19 protein-coding genes and 1 pseudogene are annotated in these 24206 nt (G+C 50.7%); 11 read left to right on the forward strand and 9 right to left on the reverse strand.

What is annotated here, in order from left to right; all coding sequences use genetic code 11:
* Nucleotides 1-12: 12 nt before the first annotated feature.
* Entirely contained in the window at nucleotides 13-5298 is a 5286-nt protein-coding gene (locus BM123_RS12535; protein ID WP_090169003.1) for a T9SS type B sorting domain-containing protein, read from the reverse strand.
* A gap of 428 nt (nucleotides 5299-5726) precedes the next feature.
* On the opposite strand from BM123_RS12535, the gene BM123_RS12540 reads away from it, so the two are divergent.
* From BM123_RS12540 to BM123_RS12550, 3 genes are all read left to right on the forward strand, one after another.
* Nucleotides 5727-6281, forward strand: a complete 555-nt coding sequence (locus BM123_RS12540; RefSeq protein ID WP_090169005.1) for a YceD family protein — start codon at nucleotides 5727-5729, stop codon at nucleotides 6279-6281.
* A 25-nt stretch (nucleotides 6282-6306) separates the two neighbouring features.
* On the forward strand, nucleotides 6307-6531 hold the full coding sequence (gene rpmF / locus BM123_RS24695) for a 50S ribosomal protein L32 (protein ID WP_090169007.1): 225 nt from the start codon (nucleotides 6307-6309) through the stop codon (nucleotides 6529-6531).
* Nucleotides 6532-6635: 104 nt separating this feature from the next.
* A complete protein-coding gene (locus BM123_RS12550; protein ID WP_090169009.1) occupies nucleotides 6636-7022 on the forward strand; it encodes a Rid family detoxifying hydrolase in 387 nt (128 codons plus the stop codon).
* Nucleotides 7023-7230: 208 nt separating this feature from the next.
* On the opposite strand, the gene BM123_RS12555 is transcribed toward BM123_RS12550, so the two are convergent.
* Nucleotides 7231-7668 carry a hypothetical protein gene (locus BM123_RS12555; RefSeq protein WP_090169011.1) on the reverse strand — a complete coding sequence of 146 codons (438 nt, stop codon included), beginning with the start codon at nucleotides 7666-7668 and terminating at the stop codon, nucleotides 7231-7233.
* A 52-nt stretch (nucleotides 7669-7720) separates the two neighbouring features.
* Nucleotides 7721-9151 carry a redoxin domain-containing protein gene (locus tag BM123_RS12560; protein ID WP_090169014.1) on the reverse strand — a complete coding sequence of 477 codons (1431 nt, stop codon included), beginning with the start codon at nucleotides 9149-9151 and terminating at the stop codon, nucleotides 7721-7723.
* Nucleotides 9152-9381: 230 nt separating this feature from the next.
* On the opposite strand from BM123_RS12560, the pseudogene BM123_RS12565 reads away from it, so the two are divergent.
* Nucleotides 9382-10341, forward strand: a pseudogene (locus BM123_RS12565) (PfkB family carbohydrate kinase); the annotation flags it as partial.
* Between the two features lie 83 nt (nucleotides 10342-10424).
* On the opposite strand, the gene aroB reads toward BM123_RS12565, so the two are convergent.
* A complete protein-coding gene (gene aroB, locus BM123_RS12570; RefSeq protein WP_090169016.1) occupies nucleotides 10425-11483 on the reverse strand; it encodes a 3-dehydroquinate synthase in 1059 nt (352 codons plus the stop codon).
* 60 nt (nucleotides 11484-11543) lie between these two features.
* Entirely contained in the window at nucleotides 11544-11903 is a 360-nt protein-coding gene (locus BM123_RS24920) for an Hpt domain-containing protein (protein WP_090169017.1), read from the reverse strand.
* Nucleotides 11904-12287: 384 nt separating this feature from the next.
* On the opposite strand from BM123_RS24920, the gene BM123_RS12580 reads away from it, so the two are divergent.
* Entirely contained in the window at nucleotides 12288-13523 is a 1236-nt protein-coding gene (locus BM123_RS12580; RefSeq protein WP_175489364.1) for a DEAD/DEAH box helicase, read from the forward strand.
* A gap of 128 nt (nucleotides 13524-13651) precedes the next feature.
* Here BM123_RS12580 and BM123_RS12585 read toward each other — a convergent pair whose 3' ends face one another.
* A complete protein-coding gene (locus BM123_RS12585) occupies nucleotides 13652-14548 on the reverse strand; it encodes a helix-turn-helix domain-containing protein (protein ID WP_090169021.1) in 897 nt (298 codons plus the stop codon).
* A 332-nt stretch (nucleotides 14549-14880) separates the two neighbouring features.
* Here BM123_RS12585 and BM123_RS12590 point away from each other — a divergent pair, with 332 nt between their 5' ends.
* From BM123_RS12590 to BM123_RS12610, 5 genes are all read left to right on the forward strand, one after another.
* On the forward strand, nucleotides 14881-15480 hold the full coding sequence (locus BM123_RS12590; RefSeq protein ID WP_139211873.1) for a hypothetical protein: 600 nt from the start codon (nucleotides 14881-14883) through the stop codon (nucleotides 15478-15480).
* 344 nt (nucleotides 15481-15824) lie between these two features.
* Nucleotides 15825-16478 (forward strand): CatA-like O-acetyltransferase, encoded by a 654-nt coding sequence (locus BM123_RS12595; protein WP_090169024.1) that lies wholly within the window; start codon nucleotides 15825-15827, stop codon nucleotides 16476-16478.
* Nucleotides 16479-16736: 258 nt separating this feature from the next.
* Nucleotides 16737-17462 (forward strand): DUF4332 domain-containing protein, encoded by a 726-nt coding sequence (locus BM123_RS12600; RefSeq protein WP_090169027.1) that lies wholly within the window; start codon nucleotides 16737-16739, stop codon nucleotides 17460-17462.
* Nucleotides 17463-17652: 190 nt separating this feature from the next.
* The gene (glgB, locus tag BM123_RS12605; RefSeq protein ID WP_090169029.1) at nucleotides 17653-19575 is read left to right on the forward strand and encodes a 1,4-alpha-glucan branching protein GlgB; all 1923 of its coding nucleotides are present in this window, start codon (nucleotides 17653-17655) and stop codon (nucleotides 19573-19575) included.
* Nucleotides 19576-19739: 164 nt separating this feature from the next.
* The gene (locus tag BM123_RS12610; RefSeq protein WP_090169030.1) at nucleotides 19740-20354 is read left to right on the forward strand and encodes a hypothetical protein; all 615 of its coding nucleotides are present in this window, start codon (nucleotides 19740-19742) and stop codon (nucleotides 20352-20354) included.
* A gap of 33 nt (nucleotides 20355-20387) precedes the next feature.
* Here the strand turns inward: BM123_RS12610 and BM123_RS12615 are convergent, their stop codons facing one another.
* From BM123_RS12615 to BM123_RS12620, 3 genes are all read right to left on the reverse strand, one after another.
* Nucleotides 20388-22379, reverse strand: coding sequence for a putative porin (locus tag BM123_RS12615; RefSeq protein WP_175489365.1), 1992 nt, complete (start codon nucleotides 22377-22379; stop codon nucleotides 20388-20390).
* A 140-nt stretch (nucleotides 22380-22519) separates the two neighbouring features.
* On the reverse strand, nucleotides 22520-22642 hold the full coding sequence (locus BM123_RS24700) for a hypothetical protein (protein ID WP_262490464.1): 123 nt from the start codon (nucleotides 22640-22642) through the stop codon (nucleotides 22520-22522).
* Nucleotides 22643-22813: 171 nt separating this feature from the next.
* Complete coding sequence (locus BM123_RS12620) at nucleotides 22814-23617, reverse strand: enoyl-ACP reductase FabI (RefSeq protein WP_090169034.1); 804 nt, start codon at nucleotides 23615-23617, stop codon at nucleotides 22814-22816.
* Between the two features lie 240 nt (nucleotides 23618-23857).
* Here BM123_RS12620 and BM123_RS24225 point away from each other — a divergent pair, with 240 nt between their 5' ends.
* On the forward strand, nucleotides 23858-23998 hold the full coding sequence (locus BM123_RS24225) for a hypothetical protein (RefSeq protein ID WP_175489366.1): 141 nt from the start codon (nucleotides 23858-23860) through the stop codon (nucleotides 23996-23998).
* Nucleotides 23999-24206: the final 208 nt, after the last annotated feature.

Consider the following 24206-nt stretch of genomic DNA (forward strand, 5'->3'; position numbering starts at 1 on the left):
AACGTTCAATTCCTACCTCATTAAGACGAAATCCCCCTTCACAAACCGTTCGGAGCCATCCGTTAATCGAACGGTAGCATAGAAGACATATACACCAATCAGAGCAGAACGTCCATCCAGGTTGCCGTCCCATCCATTGGGCCCTTCGTGCACCAGGTTACCCCAGCGATCAAAGATCTGGAAGGTGGTAAGTTCTTCCACCCGGTCACCATATTCCAGCTGGTAGAAATCGTTTACGTTATCTCCATTAGGGCTGAAAGCGGAGGGAGCGTATACGGGCAGACGCTCATCTACCGTAATGGCTACCCGTTCCGTGAAGCGACAGCCATCAACGGTAAGCAAATTGAGCTGATAAGTCGAAGAGGAGGAAGGCCGGGCAATCGTTGTCTCCTGACCTGGTGTTCTCAACCCAAGGGGCGGAGACCACCAGGCGGTATCGAGTGCAATACTGATGTCGGGGTCCAGGAGCAGGCTGTCGCCGATAATGATGGTGGTATCGGCAAAGAGATTTAGCTGCGGGCGCAGAGCCCCTGGCACTGTATATCTTAGCCGGAGCGAACAGTCATTGGCGTCTTGAAAGGTTACTGTCCCTGTGCCCACCTCCGGGGCAAAGTCTATGGCTCGTTCAACGGGAAGAAAGAACTGACCATCAAGGCTCATTTCGTAGAATCCGGAGCCTCCGAAAATAGTGTCTACAACGATCGCCCCCCTGCCACCAACACAATTAGGTGGTAAGGCGGAAACCTCTGCCCGTAGTTGCTCCCGGTCGGAGATACTTACTGAATCAACCCTGAGGCAACCATCGGCATCCTCCACTGATACGGAATAGGTTCCTCCAAATAGATTCCGGTTGAGGGCTTCCGTTGGCCCATTACTCCAGCTGTAGGTATAAGGTTCCTGCCCTCCCGCAACCTCTACCCGAACCCGACCAAGCGTATCGACACAAAAATCAGCAGGATCGAGGACAGCCTCCGTAGCGATCGTCAAATCATTGACATTGACGCGGGAGTCACCGGTAAAAGTTCCGGGGCAACCGCCGATTCCGGCATCCACCAAGGTATAGATCGTTGATTCCTCCGGGTGAAAGACTACCCGACTGCCATCCGTTATTCCATTCAGGTTGGTGGTATTCCCCAGGAGGTCACGGATTTGAGCATTGATGCCTCCGGGGCCGTCGTAGGCAAAACGCAACTCAATAGAGTCTCCCTGGCAGATTTCATGGTCTCCCAGCAGGCGAAGCCCCCCTACCCTTCGGAAGCTAACGTTGACGGCCACCAGGGAATCACAGCCAGTAGAAGAAAGACCGGGAAGGCGGGCAACTCCGCCCGGATCATCAACAGTGTAGATTTCTCCGCCATAACGAATGGTGTCACCGGCACAGGCATTAGCCGTATAACTTCCGATAAACACCGGAGGAATGTCTAGGCGAACGTAGACCAGGCTGTCACACTGCCCGGCACGGGCAAATGCGACTTCTCCTTCCGGGCGGTTAGCGTTGAAGGTATCTTGTGTTTCCGGAATTATGTATTCCGTTCCCGGGCAAATGAAAACTACAGAAGTATCTGGTATTTCCGGAGAAAGAAATGTGATATCTACCTCGTAACGCTGCCCGCAGGATGATCCATCATCGACCATAAAGGTGTCCGACGGGTTGGAAACATCAAAGGAACGACCACCGATCATGAGGGGTTCCGGCCGGCAGACAAAATCAAACCGGCGGATGGTATCCGGCTGATCTACTTCGATACGGGTAGTGATGTTAATCTGTCGCTCACAGTTAGCGTCCGTGATCTCAATTAATTCGACCAGGTTGTTATTCCCAGGCAGGTCACTGACGGCGACCCTGAGTACTGCTGTGTTGCCCGGTGAGGTGAAGGTTGCATCGGTAACGGGTGCACCAGCAGGTAATGGTACCAGGCGGTAGGCAAGACTGAAGGGGCCCGTTCCGGAAAAAGCAATAGGTAAACGCAGGCTATCCCCTTCGCATAGTTCATATTGCGGATCGGGCATAGTGACAATTGCAGGCGCATCATCCACCCCGGTAATGGAGAACATCGTATCCAGACGACAATCGTTGGAATCAAGAATGCTGAGCGCAAAATCCCCTTCCATTGTGGGGAAAACAATGCTATCATTCGGGAAACCGGCATCGGACCAATTATACCGGATCGTTCCAGCAGTATTAGTAGCCAAAACGCTGATCGACCCATTTCCATCGCAATTCACGGGGTCGATAGTGGCAACGGCTGAAACCCGGCAGGGCTCTTCAATGATGGTAAAAGTACAGCCGGCCGATACACAGCCATTGGCATCTGTAACCCTGGCGGTGTAGGGTCCGGGAGACAGCCCGTCAATCAGCGTATCTCCAGCAACGGATACGTTATAGTTCGTTTCCAGTACTTGTTGATCAAGGGTTATTTCGTAAGGTGGCAACCCTCCGGAAACGCCCAGTACGATGCTGCCGGATGTGGAGCCAATTGCGTTCGTTTGTGCCCCACAAACAATTGCCGGTGATTCTCCATCTTCCAGCGTAATCATTACCGTGTCGAGGCAGGTGTTAGCATCCATTATTTCAATGGTGTAAGTGCCAGCTGGTAAATCAGTCTGGGTCTCTCCCGGCGGCAGAACTCTGCCGGATGTTCGCTCGGGGTAATCTATCCAACGATAGGTGTAGGGCTCAGTGCCTCCGCTGGCGGCAACGGTCAGACTTCCCGTTGCTTCACCGGAACAATCGGGAGCGGTAATAACCTGGTTCGCAGTGGGCAAGGTAAAAGTGGGAGGAGCGGCATTAATCAGTACGTAGCTGTCCGGTGCGGAACTACAGCCTACGGCATCAATGGCTATCACACGGTAGGAACGCCCGAATACCCCTCCGGACAGGCTGTCAAAGGTGATGAGCTCTCCGGCGATGAGATTCGATATACTGTCCAGGCCAGCCCCATTGGTTGGGTTGATTAGTCTTATGGTGTAGGGTGGCGTACCACCCCCAGCGACGGCAACTTCAATCGCGCCCGTTGGGGAGCAAGGGTTAGAAGGGGTAACCGTAGCCGACTCCAACGCAACCATTCCACGGTTACGCACCAGGATCGGGCCCGCCATGACCGGCGGGCAGCCGGAGCCGTCAGAAACGGAGACGAAATAATCTCCCTCCGGCAGCGGGCCTGCCTCCTGCATATTGTCGAACGTACCAATTCCATTACCTCCGCTCCAGCTGGTAAAAATCGGTCCGTCATTTCCGGAGATGCTCAGGCGGATAACGGAGTTATCCACCCCGCTACAACCGTCGGCCAGGATGGAGACGTCGTTGATGGTCAGTGGGCAGTTTTCATCGATAATTTGCTGGAAGCAGGAGGTCATTTGCCCTGCGTCGTCAGTAACAGTAATGGTGTAAGTCCCCTCGGCCAAGCCATCAAAAACACGACTTCCTGCGGGCTGGTTGGGGAAAGTAGTACTTCCCCCACCTCCGTCGGAGAGCACGACATTGAATGGTGGCACACCACCATACAGTTCAATAGAAATAGCGCCCAAAACGGTAGTGCCATTAGCCTGGTTTCTGATGGCGCAGGTAAGGATGATCGGGTCGAGCAGGGTGACTTCTGCCGTACAGGTATCGCTAACACATCCGTTGGCGTCTGTTGCGACGATGCGGTATTCACCGGGCCGGAGGCCGGTCAGTTCTCCCATTGCCATTGGGAAATTCATGGCACCTGCGTCTGCGCCCAAATAAGTCACCGTATAAGGAGCGGTTCCTTCCGCCAGAGAGACCACAATAGATCCGTCAGGTACTCCCGGACCACTTGCTCCGCCAGACACCTGACAACTCAAGGAAAGTGGCGGCCCATCCGGGACGGTAGCCACTCCGGTCGTTTCACATCCATTTCGGGAAGTTACCGTCCAGGTATAATCGTCTGGGGCGAGTCCTGTAACCGTTGCCATGTCTGGTAGCGTGTCCCCCGCCCACTGGAAAGAAAAGGGGCTCTCTCCAAAAGCCGTTAATACGACTCCGCCATCTTCATTTCCCGGACAGTTCGTCGGTATCTCCATAACGCCGACGGTCGGGCCTCCCTCCAGCACCAACTCAATGGGTACTAGGTTTCCTTCACAGGTAAAAATACCCGCGCGAGCAAAAATGGTCGTTTCCGGGCTGGTAAAGACTTCCGGGTCCGTGATTTCCTGCGTTCCGGCAGCATCAGTATAGTAGGTGACGGGTTGCCCTCCGCCAATTTCATCATCCCACAAGCGGAGGTTAAATTCTCCCATGCCCACAAAAAGCGGGTCACAACCGCCTATGGGCTCGGACGGAATCATGGTAATGGCCCTATCCCCCTGATATTCGATAAAAAGGCGGCTCACCACGATACAGAGATTCTCGGCGTAAATAATCCGGGAATAGATGGTATCTCCCGGCGAGCCATCAGGCGTGTACTCCGTAATCCTGCTTACGTTCGTTTCGGCGGCTTCTGCTGAAGGGTGGAAGGATACGGATAAGGCAGATGCAGGATAAATGGCCGATAACTCTACTGCGCTAACCGTTGGGAGATCGCCGTTCGGGTCACAGATAAAAAAGGTAGTATCCAGTGCCGGGCAGGTTTCCGGGATGATGGGTAAATCACAATCCAGATTCCCCACCTGATTTAAACCGACCAGATAGTAGGTACCATCATCGGGGTCCAGCTCGCGGGTATTGTAGGTAAAGCCCCGTAAGCCACAACGGGAGATAATGGTGATCGTTCTTAAGGGGTTTCCACTTTCCGGCGCACCATTGGCAAAAGCTCCAGCCGTTCGTTCACAGGCGCTTTGCAGGATATAAACCGGACGATCTCCGCTGCAGACATTACCAAAATTAAATTCAGAATCAGCCAGATCAATGTTTTCGGTAGTCCCGGTGGCGAAGACAACCACGGTTGCACCAGCTGGAATGGTATCATTTGGCCCAAGGGGAATAATATTCGTACAACCTGGTAAAAGAGTGATGGCCGGTTCTCTCCATCCACAGCCTAAGGGGTTTCCGGAAAGATCAACGCCGATGTCTGCGTTAGGGTCTCCAAAGCCATTAAAAGGAAGATCAATCCCGATAACAGATACCGGAACGGGAACCAGGCCGCTCGATAATACCAGTACCTCAGACTCAACCCGGGTATCACTACCGTTGGGATTTGGGTGATCTACACAGGAATTTAACACGGCCAACTCTGGCGTGAGACACTGAGCCGTCAGATCAGGCGCAAGCAAACAAGAAAAAAGGCAGATCGTCAGCAGCCAAAGACTGTTCGTCCACGTTTTGTTAAGGGATGTCATTTTCCTGTGAGAAGGGTGGTATTCAAAGTGTTTTAAATCGGTATACCGAAGGTAAGTCTAAATCATACCGCCGTAAGAATTAACGGCCAGGAATTAGCTATAATTGTCCATGAAATGGAGATAAAGGAAGACGAAATCGTTAATATGTTTAAGTTTGAATGTTTATTGTCCTATTTTTCAAAGACAGATGGTTAACTGTCGAGCTACTACGACCTGGTTCCCTGCTTACAGCTCCCCTTCAGGCCTTTGTGCGCTGACTCAATAAACCGTTAATAGTCAATCCTCTGTTCGGAGACAGGTGCACTAATAGAAACGGTAAAAAAAGACCAACAAATCTTGTCTAAACCAACAAAACCCGTATCTTTGCGCCCACTTTGAAACGTCCTCCGGTGCCAACGGGCTCCAAATCCGGAACAAAACGTAAGGCCATGTCCACACAATCTCCTTTTATCTTACCCTTAAGCGGGCTTAGTCAGGGTATTTACGTGTATGACCTGATCGTTGATGATGAATTCTTCGCTACTTTTCCCGATTCTCCGGTAAAGCACGCCAACGTAAAGCTTCAGCTTACCGTTGACCGGCAGACCCGCGAGATGGTGCTGGACTTCGATTTTGCGGGTACCACAAATACCAACTGTGATCGTTGTTTGGCAGACATTGACTTGCCGATTGCTGATAAACGTCAGTTGATTGTGAAGTTCAGTGCTGAAGCCACTTCTTTGGAAGAAGAAGGAGAGCTCATTTATCTCCATCCGGACACTAGTCTTTTCAACGTCGCTCCCTATGCCTACGAAATGGTGTTGCTGGCTCTACCCATGATCCGCACCTATGACTGCCGTGCGGGGGAAGGGCCCTACCCTTGCGATGAAGAAATGCTGGATCGTATTGATGCTTCCGTAGATGTGGCTCCGGCCCCGGATGAAGAAACATCAAATGATTCTGACAAACCAGGCCCCTGGGACGTACTGAAGGATATCAAATAAATAAAAGAACAAAATCTAAATAGCCATGGCACATCCCAAGTCGCGGATCTCGAAGCAACGGAAGCGTAAGCGTCGTACTCACTACAAGGCTACGGCCCCCACTATCTCCGTTTGTCAGACGACCGGTGAAACTCACCAGCCTCACCGCGCCTACTTTGATGCGGAAGGTAACATGTTCTACAACGGTAATATGATCGTCAAAGGCCCCGAGCAGTTCGAGGACGAAGAGGTCGGTGACATCGAAGAGTAGAGCTTCTTACTTGTAGCTATTTGAATAGCCCACTGGTTCCATACCAGTGGGCTATTCGTGTTTGATATATTCCCCTTACTTTCGGCCACGAAAAACAATCAACTATGTCCAGAACCATCATTAATACTTCTAACGCACCTGCTCCCGTAGGCGCCTACAACCAGGCTATTCTCCATAACGGCGTTCTATACGTAAGTGGGCAAATCGCCCTGGACCCCGACAGCGGTGAACTACTCACCGGCGATATCGAAACAGAAACCCGCCGGGTACTGGACAACCTGGGCGCCATTCTGGAAGCTGCAGGTACCAGCTTTGCCAACATCCTGAAGTGCAGCGTTTTTGTAAGCGACATCGAAAACTTTGGCCGTATCAACGCAGTCTACAGCGAATACTTTGACGCAGAGACGGCACCAGCTCGTGCCCTGGTGGAAGTAGCCAACCTTCCGAAATACGTGAATGTGGAGATTAGCTGTATTGCGGCGGTCGATTAATAGTGCCCAACATGAGTCATCCCGAATTTTAGGCAGCCTTCTCTGTGTTTTCTCGGATGAAACCTCGTTCGAGCGGTATAGAAAACGATCAGCGGACAGCATTCAGAGCCGTTTTGCCTGAATGCTGTCCGCTGATCGCTAAAAGTCTTATTATTTACCAGAAAACATAGTCATCTCATCCCAAAAACAGGGATAACTCATGTTGGCCTCACTCCCCGCGCATCGCCCGCATCATTTCATTAATGTTATACCGATCAGCGGGAAAGGCCCAGGTGCGGCGATCTTTGGTTTGGACCAGCAACACTCTCGTGGCGGGCCCTAAGCCGCTGCCCGTATAGCTTTCCAGGCGCATTTCCGAAGGTTTAGGCATTGGAAAGTCTTCGCTGCCAATCAGTAGTCTCTCATCCGCAATTTTCACTTCAGGATATTTGAAGACCGACCAGAAAGAGCCCAGAAAGCCCATCAGGGCCAGCAATGCTAAGAAATAGGACAGCATGGGCATCAACACTCTGCGACGAGGATCCGGATGCTTGTTTTTGTTAAGCCTGAAGGCCAACCAGACAAGGATGATAAACAAGGCCCCACAAACAGCAGCCATCAGGTATATGTCGCCCATCTGCGGGCTGAAGGAAAGTGCTTCGTTCATGATTTTGAATGTGCTGTTTGCTGCTTGAGGGATGGCATAAAAGTCTGAGGTATTACTTGCCGCTCGCTTCTGCCTCTAATTCCTTTTGTCGTTCCAGTGCGGTGAGCAACTCATCGAGTTGCTGGGCACCAATTCGCTTCGAGACGATCTTCTTATTCTCATCAAGGACAAAAATGGAAGGAGTGGACCGAATGTCATAGTCTTTATAAAAGCGCATGTAGCGATCCGTGGCATGCAGCCATTCCCCGATCCCATTGTCATCAATGTATTCCCAGCATTTACCAATCTCTCCCTGCTTGGTACAGATGGAGAAAATCTCCACACCTTTGTCTTTCCATTTCTCGTAGAACTCCTTCATGAAAGGGGTGGACTTTTTGCAGGACGGGCAGGCAAATTGCCAAAAATAGAGAATGGTATAGTTAGCCTTTAGATCATACAACTCAACGGGAGTTCCATCCCGCCGACTCATCTTCATATTCGGTGCTTGCTTACCGATGAGGAGAGGTCTGGCCCGTTCCGCATTTTCCTGCATACTCTTTAGTTGCTCTTCATCCGTCCAGTAAGCGCGGCCGTTACTGTAGTAATTGTCCACCATATGCACGTAAACAGCATCCATACCAACAATTTTGCTGGCTGCTGCTTTGTTGATAAAATGAACAACGTAGTACTTAAACATCTCGGATTTTGGATCCATCAGATCCAGTACTCCATCAATCGTTTTTGATACCGTATCGGGGTGCTGAACGTGGAGCTTATCCACAAAATACTCGATCCGATTGAAGAGAAAAGGTGTCCGGAGCAGTCGCTCATCCTTTAGATCAATGGGGTCGAAATAGTGTTTCTGCAACCACTTTAGCTGGGCGGTTCGTCGTTCCGTTTCGTCCGCTATTTCAGGGTATTCCGGCGGGTTATTCGACTGGTTAGTGCGGATGATGGCAGCGACAAAAGATGCCGGATGCTCTTTGATTATATCGTCTTGTTTAGCCTTAACGCGTAGGTCAAAACCTTCCATTTCCTTCGTTACTTCTTCCCTCCTTGCGTCCGTGGTCGTAGAGTCCTGAAGGACTTGCACCAGCGGCTTACTTTCTTCCTGCATGTTGTTTAGAAAATCCATGTATCCGAAAAAAAGCTCGTTTTCCCGGCTACCTTTTGCCGTAACTTTTCCGAGATTGGTCAGCTGAGTAGACAGGCTGAATTCCTGATCTCCATCCGTGCCGATCAGCATCTGGAAGTAGTTATTGTCGGGTTGAGTTACCACGAGATAAATACCTGCGGGCAGCGGTTCATCTCCAACAAAAAGATAACTTCCATCTTCCGTCTGATAAGCCGTATCCATGAGATATTGCTTATCGAGAATATTGTTAGCCATGGTCAGGATTTCCTGGTCGTAGCCTTCAATATCGACGCTGATTTTATAGCCTTCTTGTGCCAACAGCACGGAGGCAAAAGGAAATAGTAAGGCAAAGAGAGAAAGAAACTTCATGTAAGCGCGTTTTGCGTTGCGCAAAGGTAACGCACGACTCGCCGAAAGTATTAGCCAGCAAGGGAGGTTTACATTTGTTTAAGAACCAAAAAACGGCTGAGGAGGCGCTGACGCAGGTGCAAAGAACCGTTGATAAGAGCAAGGTGGAGATATTCCCGCTATGCCAGTCTCCCGATTTTCAGTATCATCGTTCTGTCGTTTATCCGTTTCTCCTCTAAAACCATAGCGTTATGCCGAGAATTGTAACATTCGGAGAAATCATGCTTCGGCTTAGCCCGCCCGGCTGGAAACGTTTTTCTCAAGCATCTTCCTTTGACGCGATCTATGCCGGAGGAGAATCCAACGTAGCTTTTAGTCTCGCTAATTTCGGACTTGACACTCGCTTTGTCACCCGAATCCCTGAGAACGACATCGGAGCGTGTGCACTTAACGCCCTGAATTCCTGCGGTGTAGACACCAATCATGTGATCCGGGGAGGAGAAAGGTTAGGTATTTACTTTCTGGAAACGGGCGCTATGCAACGGGGGGCTAAAGTAGTCTACGACAGAGCCTATTCCAGTATGACAACTATTATGCCAGGTCAAATTGACTGGGAAGCTGCATTCGAAGACGTAGATTGGTTTCATTGGACGGGAGTTACTCCGGGCCTCAGTCAATCCGCAGCGGATGCCTGCCTGGAAGCCTGTAAAGCCGCCGCCGACCGGGGAATTACCATCTCTTCAGACCCGAATTACCGTAAAGCCCTATGGAAATACGGCAAATCACCAGCAGAAGTTCTGCCGGCATTAGTTGAGTACAGTGATATCGTGATCAGCAGCAAATTTGACGCAGAAACACTATTCGATATTCCCTTTGAGGAAGAAGGCTTATGGAATAAAAATCCGGACAGCCGTACCAGCTATTCAGCCGTTGGCAAAGCAGTTATGCAACGGTTTCCAAAAGTAAAGAAGGTAATTTCCACTTCCCGGGGATCCATCAGTGCAAGCCATAACACCTGGTCGGCGATGTTGTGGGATGGTAAACAGATTCACACAAGTCCGACCTACGAACTGAGCCATATCGTAGACCGCGTTGGCGGTGGTGACAGTTTCATGGCTGGCCTGATTTACGGCTTCCTTACCTGGCCGCAAGAGGACCCAATGGCTCTCCGCTTTGCTGTTGCCGCTTCTGCACTTAAGCACTCTGTTTCCGGAGACACTAACCTGGCTACGGTCGACGAAGTTATGAGTTTATTACACGGTGACGGAAGTGGTCGGGTAAGCCGTTGGCCTCTCTACCCCAGCCCATTGTACCACCGCAGAGCGGCAACAATCATGTCAGGTTCTGCCGTAGCGTTTACCCGGGCGCTGCCCGGGGCGGAGAGCAGCGTGAAGTTGATTCGGCTGTCTTCATTTTTCTTATCCTGCCGCATAAGGGTGAGCAACTGCCCGAAGGCCGATTCCGGTACTGCCTGGTGACCGTAGATTTTCAGCAGATAGGTGGTAATTTCTTCGAGGTCATCACCTGACAGAGAGTCCAGCTGCGTGCTTAGCCAACTCTCCATTATCATACCCGCTGCCACGGCTTCGCCGTGGAACAAACGATCCTCCGTTTCCAGCCAAAAAGACTCAATGGCGTGACCAATGGTATGGCCGAAGTTCAGGGATTTGCGCAAGCCTTTCTCAAAGGGGTCCTCCAGCACGACTTCCCGTTTAATGTTTACACTTGCCGGGATGATGGTACTCCAGTCAACTTCCTCCAGTTTCGTAATCGTCTTGACCGCCTCCCACTGCTCCCGATCAGCGATAAGTGCGTGCTTCACAATTTCTCCGTAGCCTGACCGGACTTCCCGGGCAGAAAGTGTTTTCAGGAAAGCCGGGTCAATCCAAACTGCGACCGGGTCATTGAAGACTCCGATACTGTTCTTGACATGATTAAAATCGATCCCCAGCTTCCCCCCAACGGAAGAGTCTACCATCGACAGGAGTGTGGTAGGAATCTGTAAAAAGTCAATCCCACGCTTATAGGTAGAGGCCACAAAACCGCTCATATCTTCCAATACTCCGCCGCCCAGACAGATGGCGCACCAGCGGCGCCCTACCCCAGCCTCAAACATGGCTTCCCAAAGTTCCTGGCAGGTTCCCAAGTGCTTATTGAGCTCTCCTTCCGGCGCCACCACCACCGGCGTCCCTTCCGGCAGGTAGTGCTCAATCAGAGGCAGACAGTCAATAACTGTGTTATCATCAGCAAAGACTATCCAGCCGGCGTATTCTTTGCCCCTGAGCCAGTCAAAGTGCTTCTGGGTAATAGAGCCAATTTCAATCTGATAGCTGTCAGCGACCTGAAGCGTCATGGAAGTTAATTTTAGGATGAAGGTAGGATGTTCATCGGGGAGTAAAACTCCTACCGTTTATTAAGAAAGGCCCTTAATCGATTTCTTTAGGTCCCTTTCGTGCATTTTCACCTGACTGGAAAATTCCGGAAGTAGAGATGCCACCCTCTTCAGGTCTTTCCCTTCCGAGGCTTTTTCCAATACAAGGCACAGAGCAGAGAGAGAGTCTGAACCAAGCACCTTCGCGTTCGACTTCAAAGTGTGAAACACCCGCTTTAGGGAAACGAAATCCCGTTCACTGAATGCTTTAGACAATTGTCTTTTCATTTGTGTCAGGTCACGCAGGTAGACGTCAATGAGTTCCTGTTTAAAACTAAGATCTCCACTGGCCATGGAATCCAGTAGTTGAAGCCTGGTATCAAAAGTATAAGGAGAATGCATAATGTAAGGATGTACTTTAAAACGGTCTGATAATCCCGTTTAAACGAGCTTCTGTCTCACGCTCCGAATCACATCGATTACCAGTGTACTGGTTGTAGTCAGCGCTACAACGTAGCCCGGGGACGCGCGAAAAACGCCACAAATGTAAAGTAAAGACGACAATGGTAGCAGCCAGGAACAATCAGAACCTGGTTGCAGCTGGCCCAAGCTAAAATGCACAGCAGCGCTCCATCATCCTCCCGCCCCCTTTAACATTGGCAGTGTGCCAGATATAAGGATACACCTTAGCCGTCAGACCAACTGAAGCAGGAGGAAATGCCCTTCAGGCGAATACGGTTGCCATTCTTACATCTGTTGTATTGCCTAATCATTTACCTTTGCTCTATGAAATTTACCGACTACCCGCTCGCTTCAGAAATTAAGCGAAGCATTGGCAAACTAGGCTGGAAGCGCCCCACGGACATCCAGTACAAAGCCATCCGGCACATCCTGGCCGGAGAGGACGTTATGGGTATCGCCCAAACGGGTACCGGTAAAACGGCAGCCTTTGCTATTCCCGTCTTACAGCTGATTCATACCGGCAAGGAAAACCAACGTCGCAAAGACGGCATCAAGTGCCTCATCATGGTCCCTACACGTGAGCTGGCCATGCAACTCGATGAAGTATTTACGGCACTGGCCAACGGAACCCGGGTGAAGGTTTTTGCTCTTACTGGCGGCGTGGAGCAAGACCCACAAATTGCGCGACTCCAAAACGGTGTAGACATCCTCATCGCCACCCCCGGGCGGATGTTCGACCTGCTCAACCAGAAAATTCTCCGACTTGAACGGGTTAACATTCTCGTTCTCGACGAGGCCGACCTGATGCTCGACCTTGGTTTCATTGATGACATCCGCGGTGTACTCGGCCACCTGAAGATGCGGCGGCAAACATTATTTTTCTCCGCTACCATCAACGAGAAAATCAAAAAGCTGGCCTACACGCTAGTCAATAAGCCCATCCGCATTCAAATCTCTCCGAAGGATCCGATCTCTCGCAATGTCGATCATTCTGTTGTATTTATTGAGATGGACGACAAACGCTTCTTTCTCGAACGGTTCATTAAGGAAAATCCCGAAGCCAAAATATTAGCCTTTGTTCGCACCCGCGTCCGCGCCGAAAGAGTCCATAAAGCCATGAGCCGGGTTGACATCCCGACACTCTATCTACACGGTGACCTTAGCCAGGAAGAACGTAATACCGCTCTCGAAGCTTTCCGAAACGGCGAGCAACGCGTTATGATCGCTACTGATGTTAGCGCCAGAGGTATTGACATCCCTGACGTGACGCATGTCATTAATTACGACCTGCCCGACCAGGCCGATAACTACGTCCATCGCGTCGGCCGTACCGGCCGTGGGGAACGCCGGGGCTTCGCCTACACTTTTTGTGCCCCGCAGGAACACGATAAGCTCAGGGCCATTGAGGCCTATACCGGCACCGAAATCAAGGTTGTGGAACTTGACCGGCAACAATACAAGGAAACGCTTCACTTCAGCCGTACGGACAACATGAACCTGGACGAACTTTTGAAAGAAGCCGAGCAATGGGAAAAGGGAAAGAAGAAGAAAAAGCGGTAACTTTTTGTAGACGCGCTCCGCGATTTTAGGCACCTACCCTAAGGAGCACCTAAAAGCGCGAAGCGCGTCTGCAAGAAAGAGGAGCGCAGCGATCCCTTTCGTCTGAAAGCCTGCGCAGCAGCGGGCGCCTAATCCGGCAACAGCCCTACAATCGTTTTGCGCAAATCACTCCGATACTCCGTCGGTGTTCTTCCGGTATGCTTTTTAAAGGCCCGGTTAAACTGACTGAGAGAATTGAAGCCACTATCGTAAGCTACTTCAGCGATAGTCGAGTGCTCGTCGCCCAGCAGCTTACAGGAATATACGATCCGGAAGTTATTGAGGTAGGTGACAAAGGTTTTGCCCGTCACTTTTTTGAAGTAGCGACAAAAAGCTGGAACCGTCATGGAAGCCACCTTCGCAATTTCCGTAAGGGACATCTCATCCCGAAAGTTTTCGCTGATAAACTGCTGCACATCGTTAAACCGATCGTAGCCGTGCGTAGCAATTTGCAGGTGGAAGCCGTCAGCGTTAAGCGATTCATATTCCTGGCTTACCGCCAGGTTCTGTAAGATGTCGATCAGCAGCAACAAACGGCTAAGCGGATCAAGATCGATCAGTCGCTCCAGGCGAGAGCCCTGGACGGTGCGCGTAAGCCCCCCAAAAGAGAGTCCGTTCCTGGCTCGATCCATCAGGTCACTCACGCCACGCATTTCTGGCAGGTTGAGAAAATCGGCAGAAGGAAAATCGGTAGAGAACTGTACGACAGTTTCGGCCTTGTTTCCGGTAAAGCGATCCGTAAAACCCCAATGGGGCAAATTGGAGCCAATGAGAATGAGCTCACCATCCCGATAGTGAGACACGTGGCTCCCCACATGACGGCGACCATGGCCACCGCGAACATACACCAGTTCCAGCTCCGGATGATAGTGCCAGTTAGGCAGCTTGTTTACCCGGATAGAAGGATCAGCGTAATGCTTTACTAAAAAAGAGGCTCCTGGCTGCGGCATTACCCGTTCTAATACGGGAGTGGTATTTAAATCCATGGGAAAAATTCTGACGACTGTACTAACGCAAACTATTGGTTGGACGTATCCATGCCCTAAAGTAACACATCAGATGAGATTCGGACGAGTCGGGGGGGTACAAACCTTTGCGGGAGGACTGTGCCAATATTGTCAATTGATGAGTTAATAAAGGGCCAAAAGGCGCATATATTACCCTAGCAATGCTGTTTTTTACCCCTTCAAATATCAATGGTTAATAAATGCGCAGTCTTTGCCAAGATACGCGTGGCAAACAGCGAATATTCGCTCCATCTTTGCATTGCAATGAGGTCGGACATGCACCATTTGTGAACTACTAACCTCTTGAAACCATGAAAATAGTACTTAATCTATTTTGTCTGTTGGTTTTCTCTTCCGTAGCAACGGCATCGGTAGATCCATTTGACATTGTCGTCTTGGCAGACCAGTCTAATCAGAGTGTTGTCTTCCGCACAACGGTCGCTTTTGACCGTACGACAGACTTTGAAATATACAGCAATTCCGGAGATCTTATCTTTCAGGAAGAGCTGGCCCCAGGAACCTTCTTAGCCAAACGGTTTAAGCAGAACAACTTTGGCCCGGGCAAGTATACCATAATTCTGGCAGATGCTGTCGGGAGAACGGAATTACCCGTAACGATGAGTAGTGATAACATTTCTACGGATCGGAACCTGGCCCTGCGGACGCAGTTTCCGGTTGTTGACCTGAAAAGCAGCGGTGTATTAGTGGTTAACTGCCGCAATAAGCCTTGCCGACGGATCAGCCTTCGGTTGACGGACAAAGCTGGAGAGGAAATCTTCAGTGAGGAAGTTGACGGAAAAGCAAGCGTCCGGCGTTCCTACCAATTGAATCAACTGGCGGCGGGAGATTATCTCGTCACCATCTCGTCGAAAGACGTACAGAACTATACAGCAGCCTTTACGCTGCGCTAAGATTTTTTGCATGATCGACTTTAAGTTTTCGCCCCTCTCGGCTTTTTGCCGGGGGGGGCTTTTTTTGTGGTCGGTACTTAAGCCTCTTAGTTAGCTACAGCATTTTGGGGCGTCCCGCAGTTTTGCGGGACAGGAGCAGAGAAAGCCGTTGAGGAGCATAGTTTGGGGCAGGCATTGCGATCAGGATTACCAGATGCACCACCTATGAGAAGATCAATCTTCACCTACAGGGATTTCAGCATCCAGCGGCCAGGTCAGGATAATCAACTCGTTAGTGCCTTTGGTTATTTAAACGTGCTCCTTCACGCCAAGTGTAAGGACCTTAAATACCTATCTTCACCTCCATGAAAAAGATCTCTTTCGAAGACCCTCACCGCCGCCTCCACTTCGATTTTTTTCGGAATATGGATAGTCCGCACTTTGGCATAACGGCAGACGTAGACATCACAATATTTCTTGATTGTGTACGACGATCACCAGGCTTACGGTTCACGCCGGCCATTGTATATCTCATTACTCAAACAGCCTTGGAGATTTCTCCCTTTTGCTGGCGCATCAGAGGAGAAGAAGTTGTTGCGCATGATAATCTGAAGCCTAGTTTCACCGTACCTACTGCTGCGTCTTCAGTGTTTAGCTTTTGCACCGTCCCCTATCTGCAAGACCCCACTGACTTTCACACCCTTGCCGAAGAAACCATCGAGGCCATGAAAGAAAACCCGAGCTTTGAAGACGAGCCAGGCGCAGACGACTACCTCTTCCTGTCCGCCTTCCCCTGGGCGAGTTTCACCAGCATAACCCATGCAATGAATCATTCACCAGCCGATAGCATACCGCGTATCACCTGGGGGAAATACTATAAAAGAGACCAGAAAGTATTTCTTCCGCTAGGCGTACAAGCGCATCATGCCTTGGTTGATGGCAGCGATATTGGCCGATACTATCAACTCCTTGAGCAAAAACTGAAGGACAGCGAAAATATTTTTGACAAATTCCTATGATTTCTCACTTTTTTACCACCAAGCATTATTTGGGGATAAAACGCCCCGCGAAATACACTTAGTTACTATTTCTATTAAACAGAATAAATTTGGGAAAATGCGAATCCCCTTGCTCCCTCAACCTAATCAGCACCTGCGTATAGCGCCCAAAACATTTGATTATCAGATAGTTCGGCATAACTTTACATTTAAATTGGCGTTAGTGTACATAGAACACTATCCAAGTCCTTCCATCTGTAAAAAAACCACACTACTATTATGATTAAGAAGTCTGTTGTAAAATCAAAAAATCAGTACAAGGTTACTTTTGAGGTCCCTTCTGATCTTATCGGAGCCGGCCGTGAAGTACGGGTACTGGCTAATTTCAACGACTGGAGTTGGGACGGAGGCCTGGTCATGAAAAATGGCAAAGGCACCTATAAAGCCAGCACTGAACTGCCCGCAGGCCATTACCAATTCCGCTACCTGGTTGATGGTTGGGACTGGAAAAATGACGACAGTGCCGAAGCTTATACCGATAGCGGATACGGTACGATCAACTGCTGTTTTGCTTTAGATGCTATTGCTGCCAAGAAGGCCGCGCCTAAAAAAGCAGCTCCCAAGAAAGCTGCTCCAGCGAAGAAAGCCGCTGCGAAGCCTGCTGCGAAGAAGGCCGCCCCTAAGAAAGCCGCTCCAGCTAAAAAAGCTGCTCCCAAGAAGGCTGCTCCTGCGAAAAAAGCCGCTGCGAAAAAAGCTGACGATCTGAAGCGCATTGAAGGCATCGGCCCGAAAATCGCCGGTCTGCTCAACGATGCTAACATTCACACTTTCGCCCAGCTGGGCAAAGCCAGCCCCAAGAAACTTGCTGACGTACTGCAGGCCGCAGGCGCGCGTTTCCGTCTTGCTAAGCCTGACACCTGGCAGGAACAGGCTAAACTAGCCGCTGCCGGTAAAGACGCTGAACTGAAAACGCTGCAGGATTCCCTGAAGGGAGGCCGTCGCTAATTCTATGCATGGCTGATGAATTTCAGCTTCTCTTCTGCGCTTCGCCCATCGCTCTCCGGTAAGGAAAGCTTTGGGCGAAGCGTTTTTTTATGCTGTTAACATCTGTCAAGTTGATCCGTTAGACTTATGTTAGCAGCTTAATTGGTAATGCGCCCGTAAGCCATTCCACTTTAGAAAATTTTCCCAGCCTATGAGTTCCGTAAATAAAGTAGTCGCCCACAGCCTTTTCACTGATTTTGACATCAGCCTCTGGAAGGCTGGTAAAAACTTCCGTGCCTATGATAAGCTAGGTAGCCACGTCATTGAGGTAGACGGAACCAAGGGCACCTACTTTTCCGTTTGGGCGCCCAGTGCACGGGCAGTGAGTGTAGTGGGTGACTTTAATTACTGGAACCGGCAGGAACACAAGCTTAATCCACGTTGGGACAGCAGCGGCATCTGGGAAGGCTTCCTTCCTGGCCTCGGGAATGGAACCGTTTACAAATATGCTATTGATGGTCCTGATGGTGAGCACCTCGAAAAAGGAGACCCTTTTGCCCGTCTGTGGGAGGTACCGCCCAAAACCGCCAGTGTAGTGTGGGACACCTACTACGAATGGGACGATAAAGAGTGGATGGACAAGCGCATTGAAGCCAACGGCATCGATCGGCCCTATTCCGTTTACGAATGTCATCTGGGTAGCTGGAAGAAAAAAGAAGGCGGGATGGAGAGCCTGAGCTACCGGGAACTTGCCGTAGAGCTGGTCGCTTACCTGAAAAAAATGAACTTCACTCACGTGGAGTTTTTGCCCGTAATGGAGCACCCCTACTTCCCCAGCTGGGGGTATCAGATTACCGGGTACTTTGCCCCCTCGAGCCGTTTCGGCGGCCCGCAGGATTTTATGTATCTCGTGGATGAGCTGCACAAGGCCGGGATCGGGGTGATCCTTGACTGGGTGCCCAGTCACTTTCCTACCGATGACCACGGACTGGCTCAATTCGACGGTACGCATCTGTTCGACCACGAAGACCCGCGTTTGGGCTTTCACCCTGACTGGAAATCAGCCATCTTTAACTACGGCCGGAACGAAGTCCGCTCCTTCCTGATATCTAACGCTCTTTTCTGGCTCGACCGTTACCACATCGATGGACTGCGGGTAGATGCCGTTGCCTCCATGCTCTACCTGGACTACAGCCGCAAGGAAGGAGAATGGATCCCGAACAAATACGGTGGCAACGAAAATCTGGAAGCCATTGGCTTCCTCCGGGAGTTTAACGAAACGATCTTCCGGGAGTACCCTGATACAATGACCATCGCGGAGGAAAGTACGGCCTTCAGCGGCGTCTCCCGGCCCACCTACGTCGGAGGCCTCGGCTTTGGGCAGAAGTGGATGATGGGCTGGATGCATGACACCCTGGGCTACTTTAAGCATGAGCCCATTCACCGAAGCTACCACCACGGCGAAATCACCTTCAGTCTCGTGTATGCTTTCAGTGAAAACTTCATGCTCCCGCTGAGCCACGATGAAGTAGTACACGGCAAAGGCCCCCTCATTGACCGGATGCCCGGAGACGAATGGCAACGCTTCGCCAACATGCGCGCGCTGTATGGATATATGTACACCCACCCCGGTAGCAAACTCCTCTTTATGGGCGGAGAGTTCGGGCAGACGACCGAGTGGAGCATCGAAAAAGGTATCGACTGGAACCTGACGAAATACGCCCCGCACAAAACGCTTCAGAAGTTCGTAGCTGACCTCAATAAGCTCTACCAAAGCACTACTGCTCTTTACGAAAAAGCCTACGACCCCAAGGGCTTCGAGTGGATCGACGGAGGTGATCACCAGAATAGCGTACTGAGCTATCTGCGCCGTGGCAAAAAGGAGAAAGATATTGCGGTGGTCATCAACAACTTCACACCGGCCGTGCGCCATCACTACCGCATCGGAGTACCCTTCAAAGGGACCTACGCCGCCATCCTCAACAGCGATGAGGAGAAGTACGGTGGCACAGGTAACTACGACTTGCCTAAGCTAAAAGCTGCTGATTCCGAATGGAACGGCCGGCCCTATCATCTGGAGATGACGATTCCACCTTTGAGTACGGTGGTGCTGAAACTGCAAGGGAAGAAGTAGTCAGGTAGGCTGCCGCAGGTTGGAGGTGTTGTATTTGGCTGCGGCCAACGGAGTTCGCGTTTATGCCGAGCGTAGCTGAGGTGCAGGTGCAAAGGATGGATAAAAGGTGATGTTCCAATGTATTACCTTTAGAGCGTTTCAGAACCTAGCTAAATCCTATCAACATGCGTCCCTTCCTGCTCATTCTTTTTCTTCCTCTTTTTTTCTTACTAGATAGCTGTAAGACAACTCAATCAAGCACTAATGCAGAGCATACCGTTATCGAAGCCGCTGAAGAAGTAAGGCTAAGCCCAAACAGAAAGAGCTTTACTTACATGAAAAGCGGTCAAGAATTTAAAACCAAACGAGCACTGAAGGGTACACTAAGCCCCGAGCTCACCGATAGCCTATTCTCGTTAGCGCAGGAAGAAAATCTACCTGCGTCTAAGGTTTTGTTAATCTACTACTATCCAGCCAAAACACTTAGTAATAGTACTGGCAGTTGTAACAGCTCCTGCACAAAAAACAAGTACAAACAGGTCGATCGGCGGATAAATAAACTAGAAGGAACTGCCGTAAGCTACCTGAAACGGCCCGGAGCCGATTTAGGCAAGTATGCAGAAATATCTAATTGGAAAGATGACACCTATTATCTTATTGAGCGCAACTTTGTTCCGCATCCTCAATTAGGAAATAGCTTTATAGTACTCTCTAAGAACGGTAATTATGAGGCCTATTTAGGAGAGTACCCTCAATCCTACGTATTAGAAACCTTCAGTCGGGTTTACAAAAAAAACTAAAATGCCAACGCTTACATAGATTAGTCATTTTTTCTAATCCAACAACCGCCAACTAACCCCAATTCGCAGCGCCTCATCCGGATAAGGATAATCTGAGGTGAGGTAAAGCAAAGCATCCAAGTCCCAGAGATTGTTGAGTTGGACGTACTTCACGAAGAAGCGGAAGCGGGTCACCCGCATGCTGAAGAAAGGATCAATCTGATACTGGAAGCCCGTCTGCCGGTCTTCCTGCAGCTGGAACTGCTGCACGACGGGGTTGTAGTAGTAAGGGCGGAAGCCGGAGGCATAGCGGAAGTCGAAGCCGAGGTTGACGTTCAGGACCTTAAACCACTTTCCGGAGTAGTAAAAACTATGCTCGCCGTAGAGACGTGGCAGGCGAAAGACGTCCTGATCCGCCTCCTGTAGCAGGAGTCGGTTATTGAGGTTCCAGCGGCCGAAGGAGAAGTCGCGTTCGGCCGTCAGCTGCAGCAAGCTGTTGGCTCCATTAGACTGCTCCGGGCGCCCCTCCGAATTGAAGTAAACATAGTCCGTTAGTAAAGAGTACGCCAGCCCAGCCCGGATTTTCACCACCGGCAGTGTGTATGCCCCTTCGAGCCGAAGCTCCAGCGTTTTCCCAAAATCGTTGCTCCAGATATTTTCTCCGTTGAGGCGGAAATTCTGGGCTACCAGATCCTGGGCGTAGAGCTGATTCAGGGCCTTGAGCTCGAGTTTGCCGGCTTTGCCGAGGTCGAGGGTACCTTCACCGGAGAGACGATAGTCGCCGGTTTGGCCCACTAAATTTAGCTGGGCGTTGACCAGCAGGCTGAGGCGGTCACTGGGCCGAAGACCAATACGGGCGTGAGCAATCAGGTTATTGACCGTGGAATCACCGTCCTGCTGAATACGGTGCAGCTGGTGCGTCAGGCCGGCTTCCAGTACATCTTTCTGAACGGTAGCCCGGTCTCCTGATTGTCCTCTCCTAAAGGTAGATAGGGTGATATCGTTTTCGATAATCCGGTGTTCAATCTGGTTGCGGACGCCGCGTACATCAACGAATAGAGCTGGAAAACGACGAAAGAACGCGGAGGTGTCCGTATTCGTCTCTTCGGCGGAGACGCGATAGCGGCGACTATCCAACCGAAAACGGTGGCGAAGGGTGAAAGCCCGTCCCTCATTACCCGTCAGGCTGTCTTTTTTACCGCCAAACTGCAGGTACTGGGTAGCCATCAGTTCACGGTAGCTGTAGCGCAAACGGGTTTCTTCCAGAAAGCTTTCCAGGTTTTGCAGGTTGTTGACCTCTCCGCCGTCTACATTATTCTGAAAAGAAGAATCAATTACCCCTCCGTTCTGCAACTGCTCATAGGTATTAGCCGCGAAGCTGAAGAAGCCGCTGTAGCGGCTGCCCGGTGGTCGGACACTCAGGGCCGTGGCCACATGCGTATTTCTAAGGTTCTGATTGGGGTACTGATCCTGGGTGCCCTGCTGAGAGATTCGGGTATAATCAAGGAGCAGGTTAACGCCGGCAGCAAAGTTGCGGCTGAACTTGGCGGTGGTCCAGTTATCCTCCTGCTGGCTTTCACGCACGTGGCCCAGATAAGTGAAGGGGTGTTCCAGCCGGTAATATTCCAGATTTTCACCCGTGAGTTGATAGAGGTCAAACTGCCGGAAGCCAATGGTCGAGCCCGTGCGGGTGATCGGTTCGTAGCGAAGAGGGTAAGCTGCTCCACCACGGGTGCCGATGGTGGCGTAATCAAAGTCAGGCTTTCGGTCTGGCTCATACCGCTGGAATTGATCGAGCAAAGAGTCCCGCCAATTGCTTTCAGAGTTAGGGTTGTCCACCAGGTAAGTGAAAATGCCGAAAGTATCAACGATGGCCTGCCGTTGTTCCTGAGGGCCGGCCCGGCGATCGGTGCTGGCATCGAAGTCGGGGTCTCCGGACTGGGGCCGCCCATCAGAGGAAGGGTCAAGGATCTGCCCGAACAGAACCGTTCCGGATAGTACGAAGAGGGCGAAAAGGAGGAGTCTCCTCCCCTGCCCTACAAGCATTCTTCCTGCACTTGTCCCGCAGCATTGCGGGACGCCTAAATCCCCGTCTTGTCTTACTAACTTCCTCATGCACCGCAAAGAAACGATGAATGAGGGGAACGTTGCCTGACAATGCCCGGATTAGAGAAAAATTAAGACAATCACCAACAGCCCGACAGTTCCCGACCGTACATAGCTAAGCGTTCCCGCTCCGTAGTTCCCGTCTCAATACTAAGCTCTTCTCCAAAGCGAATTCGGTAAGTGTTGCGTAGATAGGAAAGCATGGATACCAAGGCTACCCTACCCGATTCATATTCATGCCGCAGCAAGGACACGTTGCTGCTGCGCGGTAGAATGATAGAATAGAAGGGTTTTAAGATTATCACGGCGGACAATTCTATCACTCTATAAATTCTATCATTCTAACTCCCGCTATAATTGGGAGCAATGGCAACCTACCCTTCCAACAATTTCGGGTTCATCCCCATATTCGAGAATCCGCCATCGTGGTAGAGGTTCTGCATGGTCACGTAGCGGGTCAGGTCGCTAAAGAGGGTGGCACAGTAGTTGGCACAGTCAATGGCCGGGGCGTTGCCCAGGGGCGACATATCATCTCCGTAGCCGAAGAACTCCTGAAAGCCTTTGATGCCTTTGCCAGCCGTCGTCATGGTGGGTGACTGGCTGATGGTGTTCACGCGAACCTTTTTCTTCTCGCCGAAGTGGTAGCCGAAGCTACGAGCGAAGCTTTCCAGCAGCGCCTTGCTCTCCGCCATTTCTCCGTAATCCGGGAAAATACGCTGAGCGGCGATGTAAGTCAGGCCTACGATACTTCCCCATTCCGCCATGTGGTCTCCCTTATACAGCACCTGGCACATCTTATGAAAGGACATGGCGCTGATGTCGAAAGTCTTTTTCATCCACTCGTGGTTAGAGTCCGTGTAATGCTTTTTCTTGCGCACGTTGAGGCTCATACCGATAGCGTGGAGGACGAAATCAATCTTTCCTCCCAGGATTTCCTCTGACTGCTGAAAGAGATTTTCCAACTCTTCGATACTCGTAGCATCACAGGGAATGATGGTAGCTCCGAGTTTTTCTCCCAGGGCATCCAGCTGACCAAACCGAAGCGCAACGGGTGCATTGGTAAGCGTGAATTTTGCGCCCATGGAGGCACAAACCTCCGCTACGGCCCAGGCAATTGATTGGTCATCGAGAGCACCAAAAATAACGCCGCGCTTGCCGGCAAGAAGTTGGGTAGCCATATCAGAATACTTTAGTGTGTTAGTCTTTTTGTGTAAACTGGGCGTGAAGGTAGTCAGTTCGGCAAAAACCAAGGCGAGAAAGCAACATATTATGCACTTTGGCAAGCTCAGCGGAGGCGCGGACGCTGGTGCAATGATGACTTTAAAGGAGCCGTGTTTTGCCAATTGAGTCCCTACGGCTATCTTGATGCCCAACAAACGATGGGCGTTTGCCCGTTTCACCATTACAATTTTCCGATCATGGCCAAAAGAAAAGTTTCTCGTAAAAAGCCAAAAATCAATGCAGAAAATGCTGCACAGACTAAAAAATTCTTCACCATCACTGGCATCCTAGTTCTGGTTTTGCTGGTGATAATTTTTATTTTCTTCTCTCAGTCCTAAGAGCAGGATGCTCCGTCAGCTATTCCGGAGGAATCACGGCTGAAAATGGTGATGGTTGCAGGTGCAAGACATGCCTTGCACCTGCAACTTGACCGCCTCTTGAGGCCTCAACTCCTCCGGAATCGTAGTAAACATTGGCGGAACAGCTTAATCCTGAGAGTTTGTCTGCCGGACTAAAAGTATACCCTTCGGGGCTGCTGTGCGGTGA

It is taken from the genome of Neolewinella agarilytica, from assembly GCF_900110645.1.
Classification (GTDB): Bacteria; Bacteroidota; Bacteroidia; order Chitinophagales; family Saprospiraceae; genus Neolewinella; species Neolewinella agarilytica.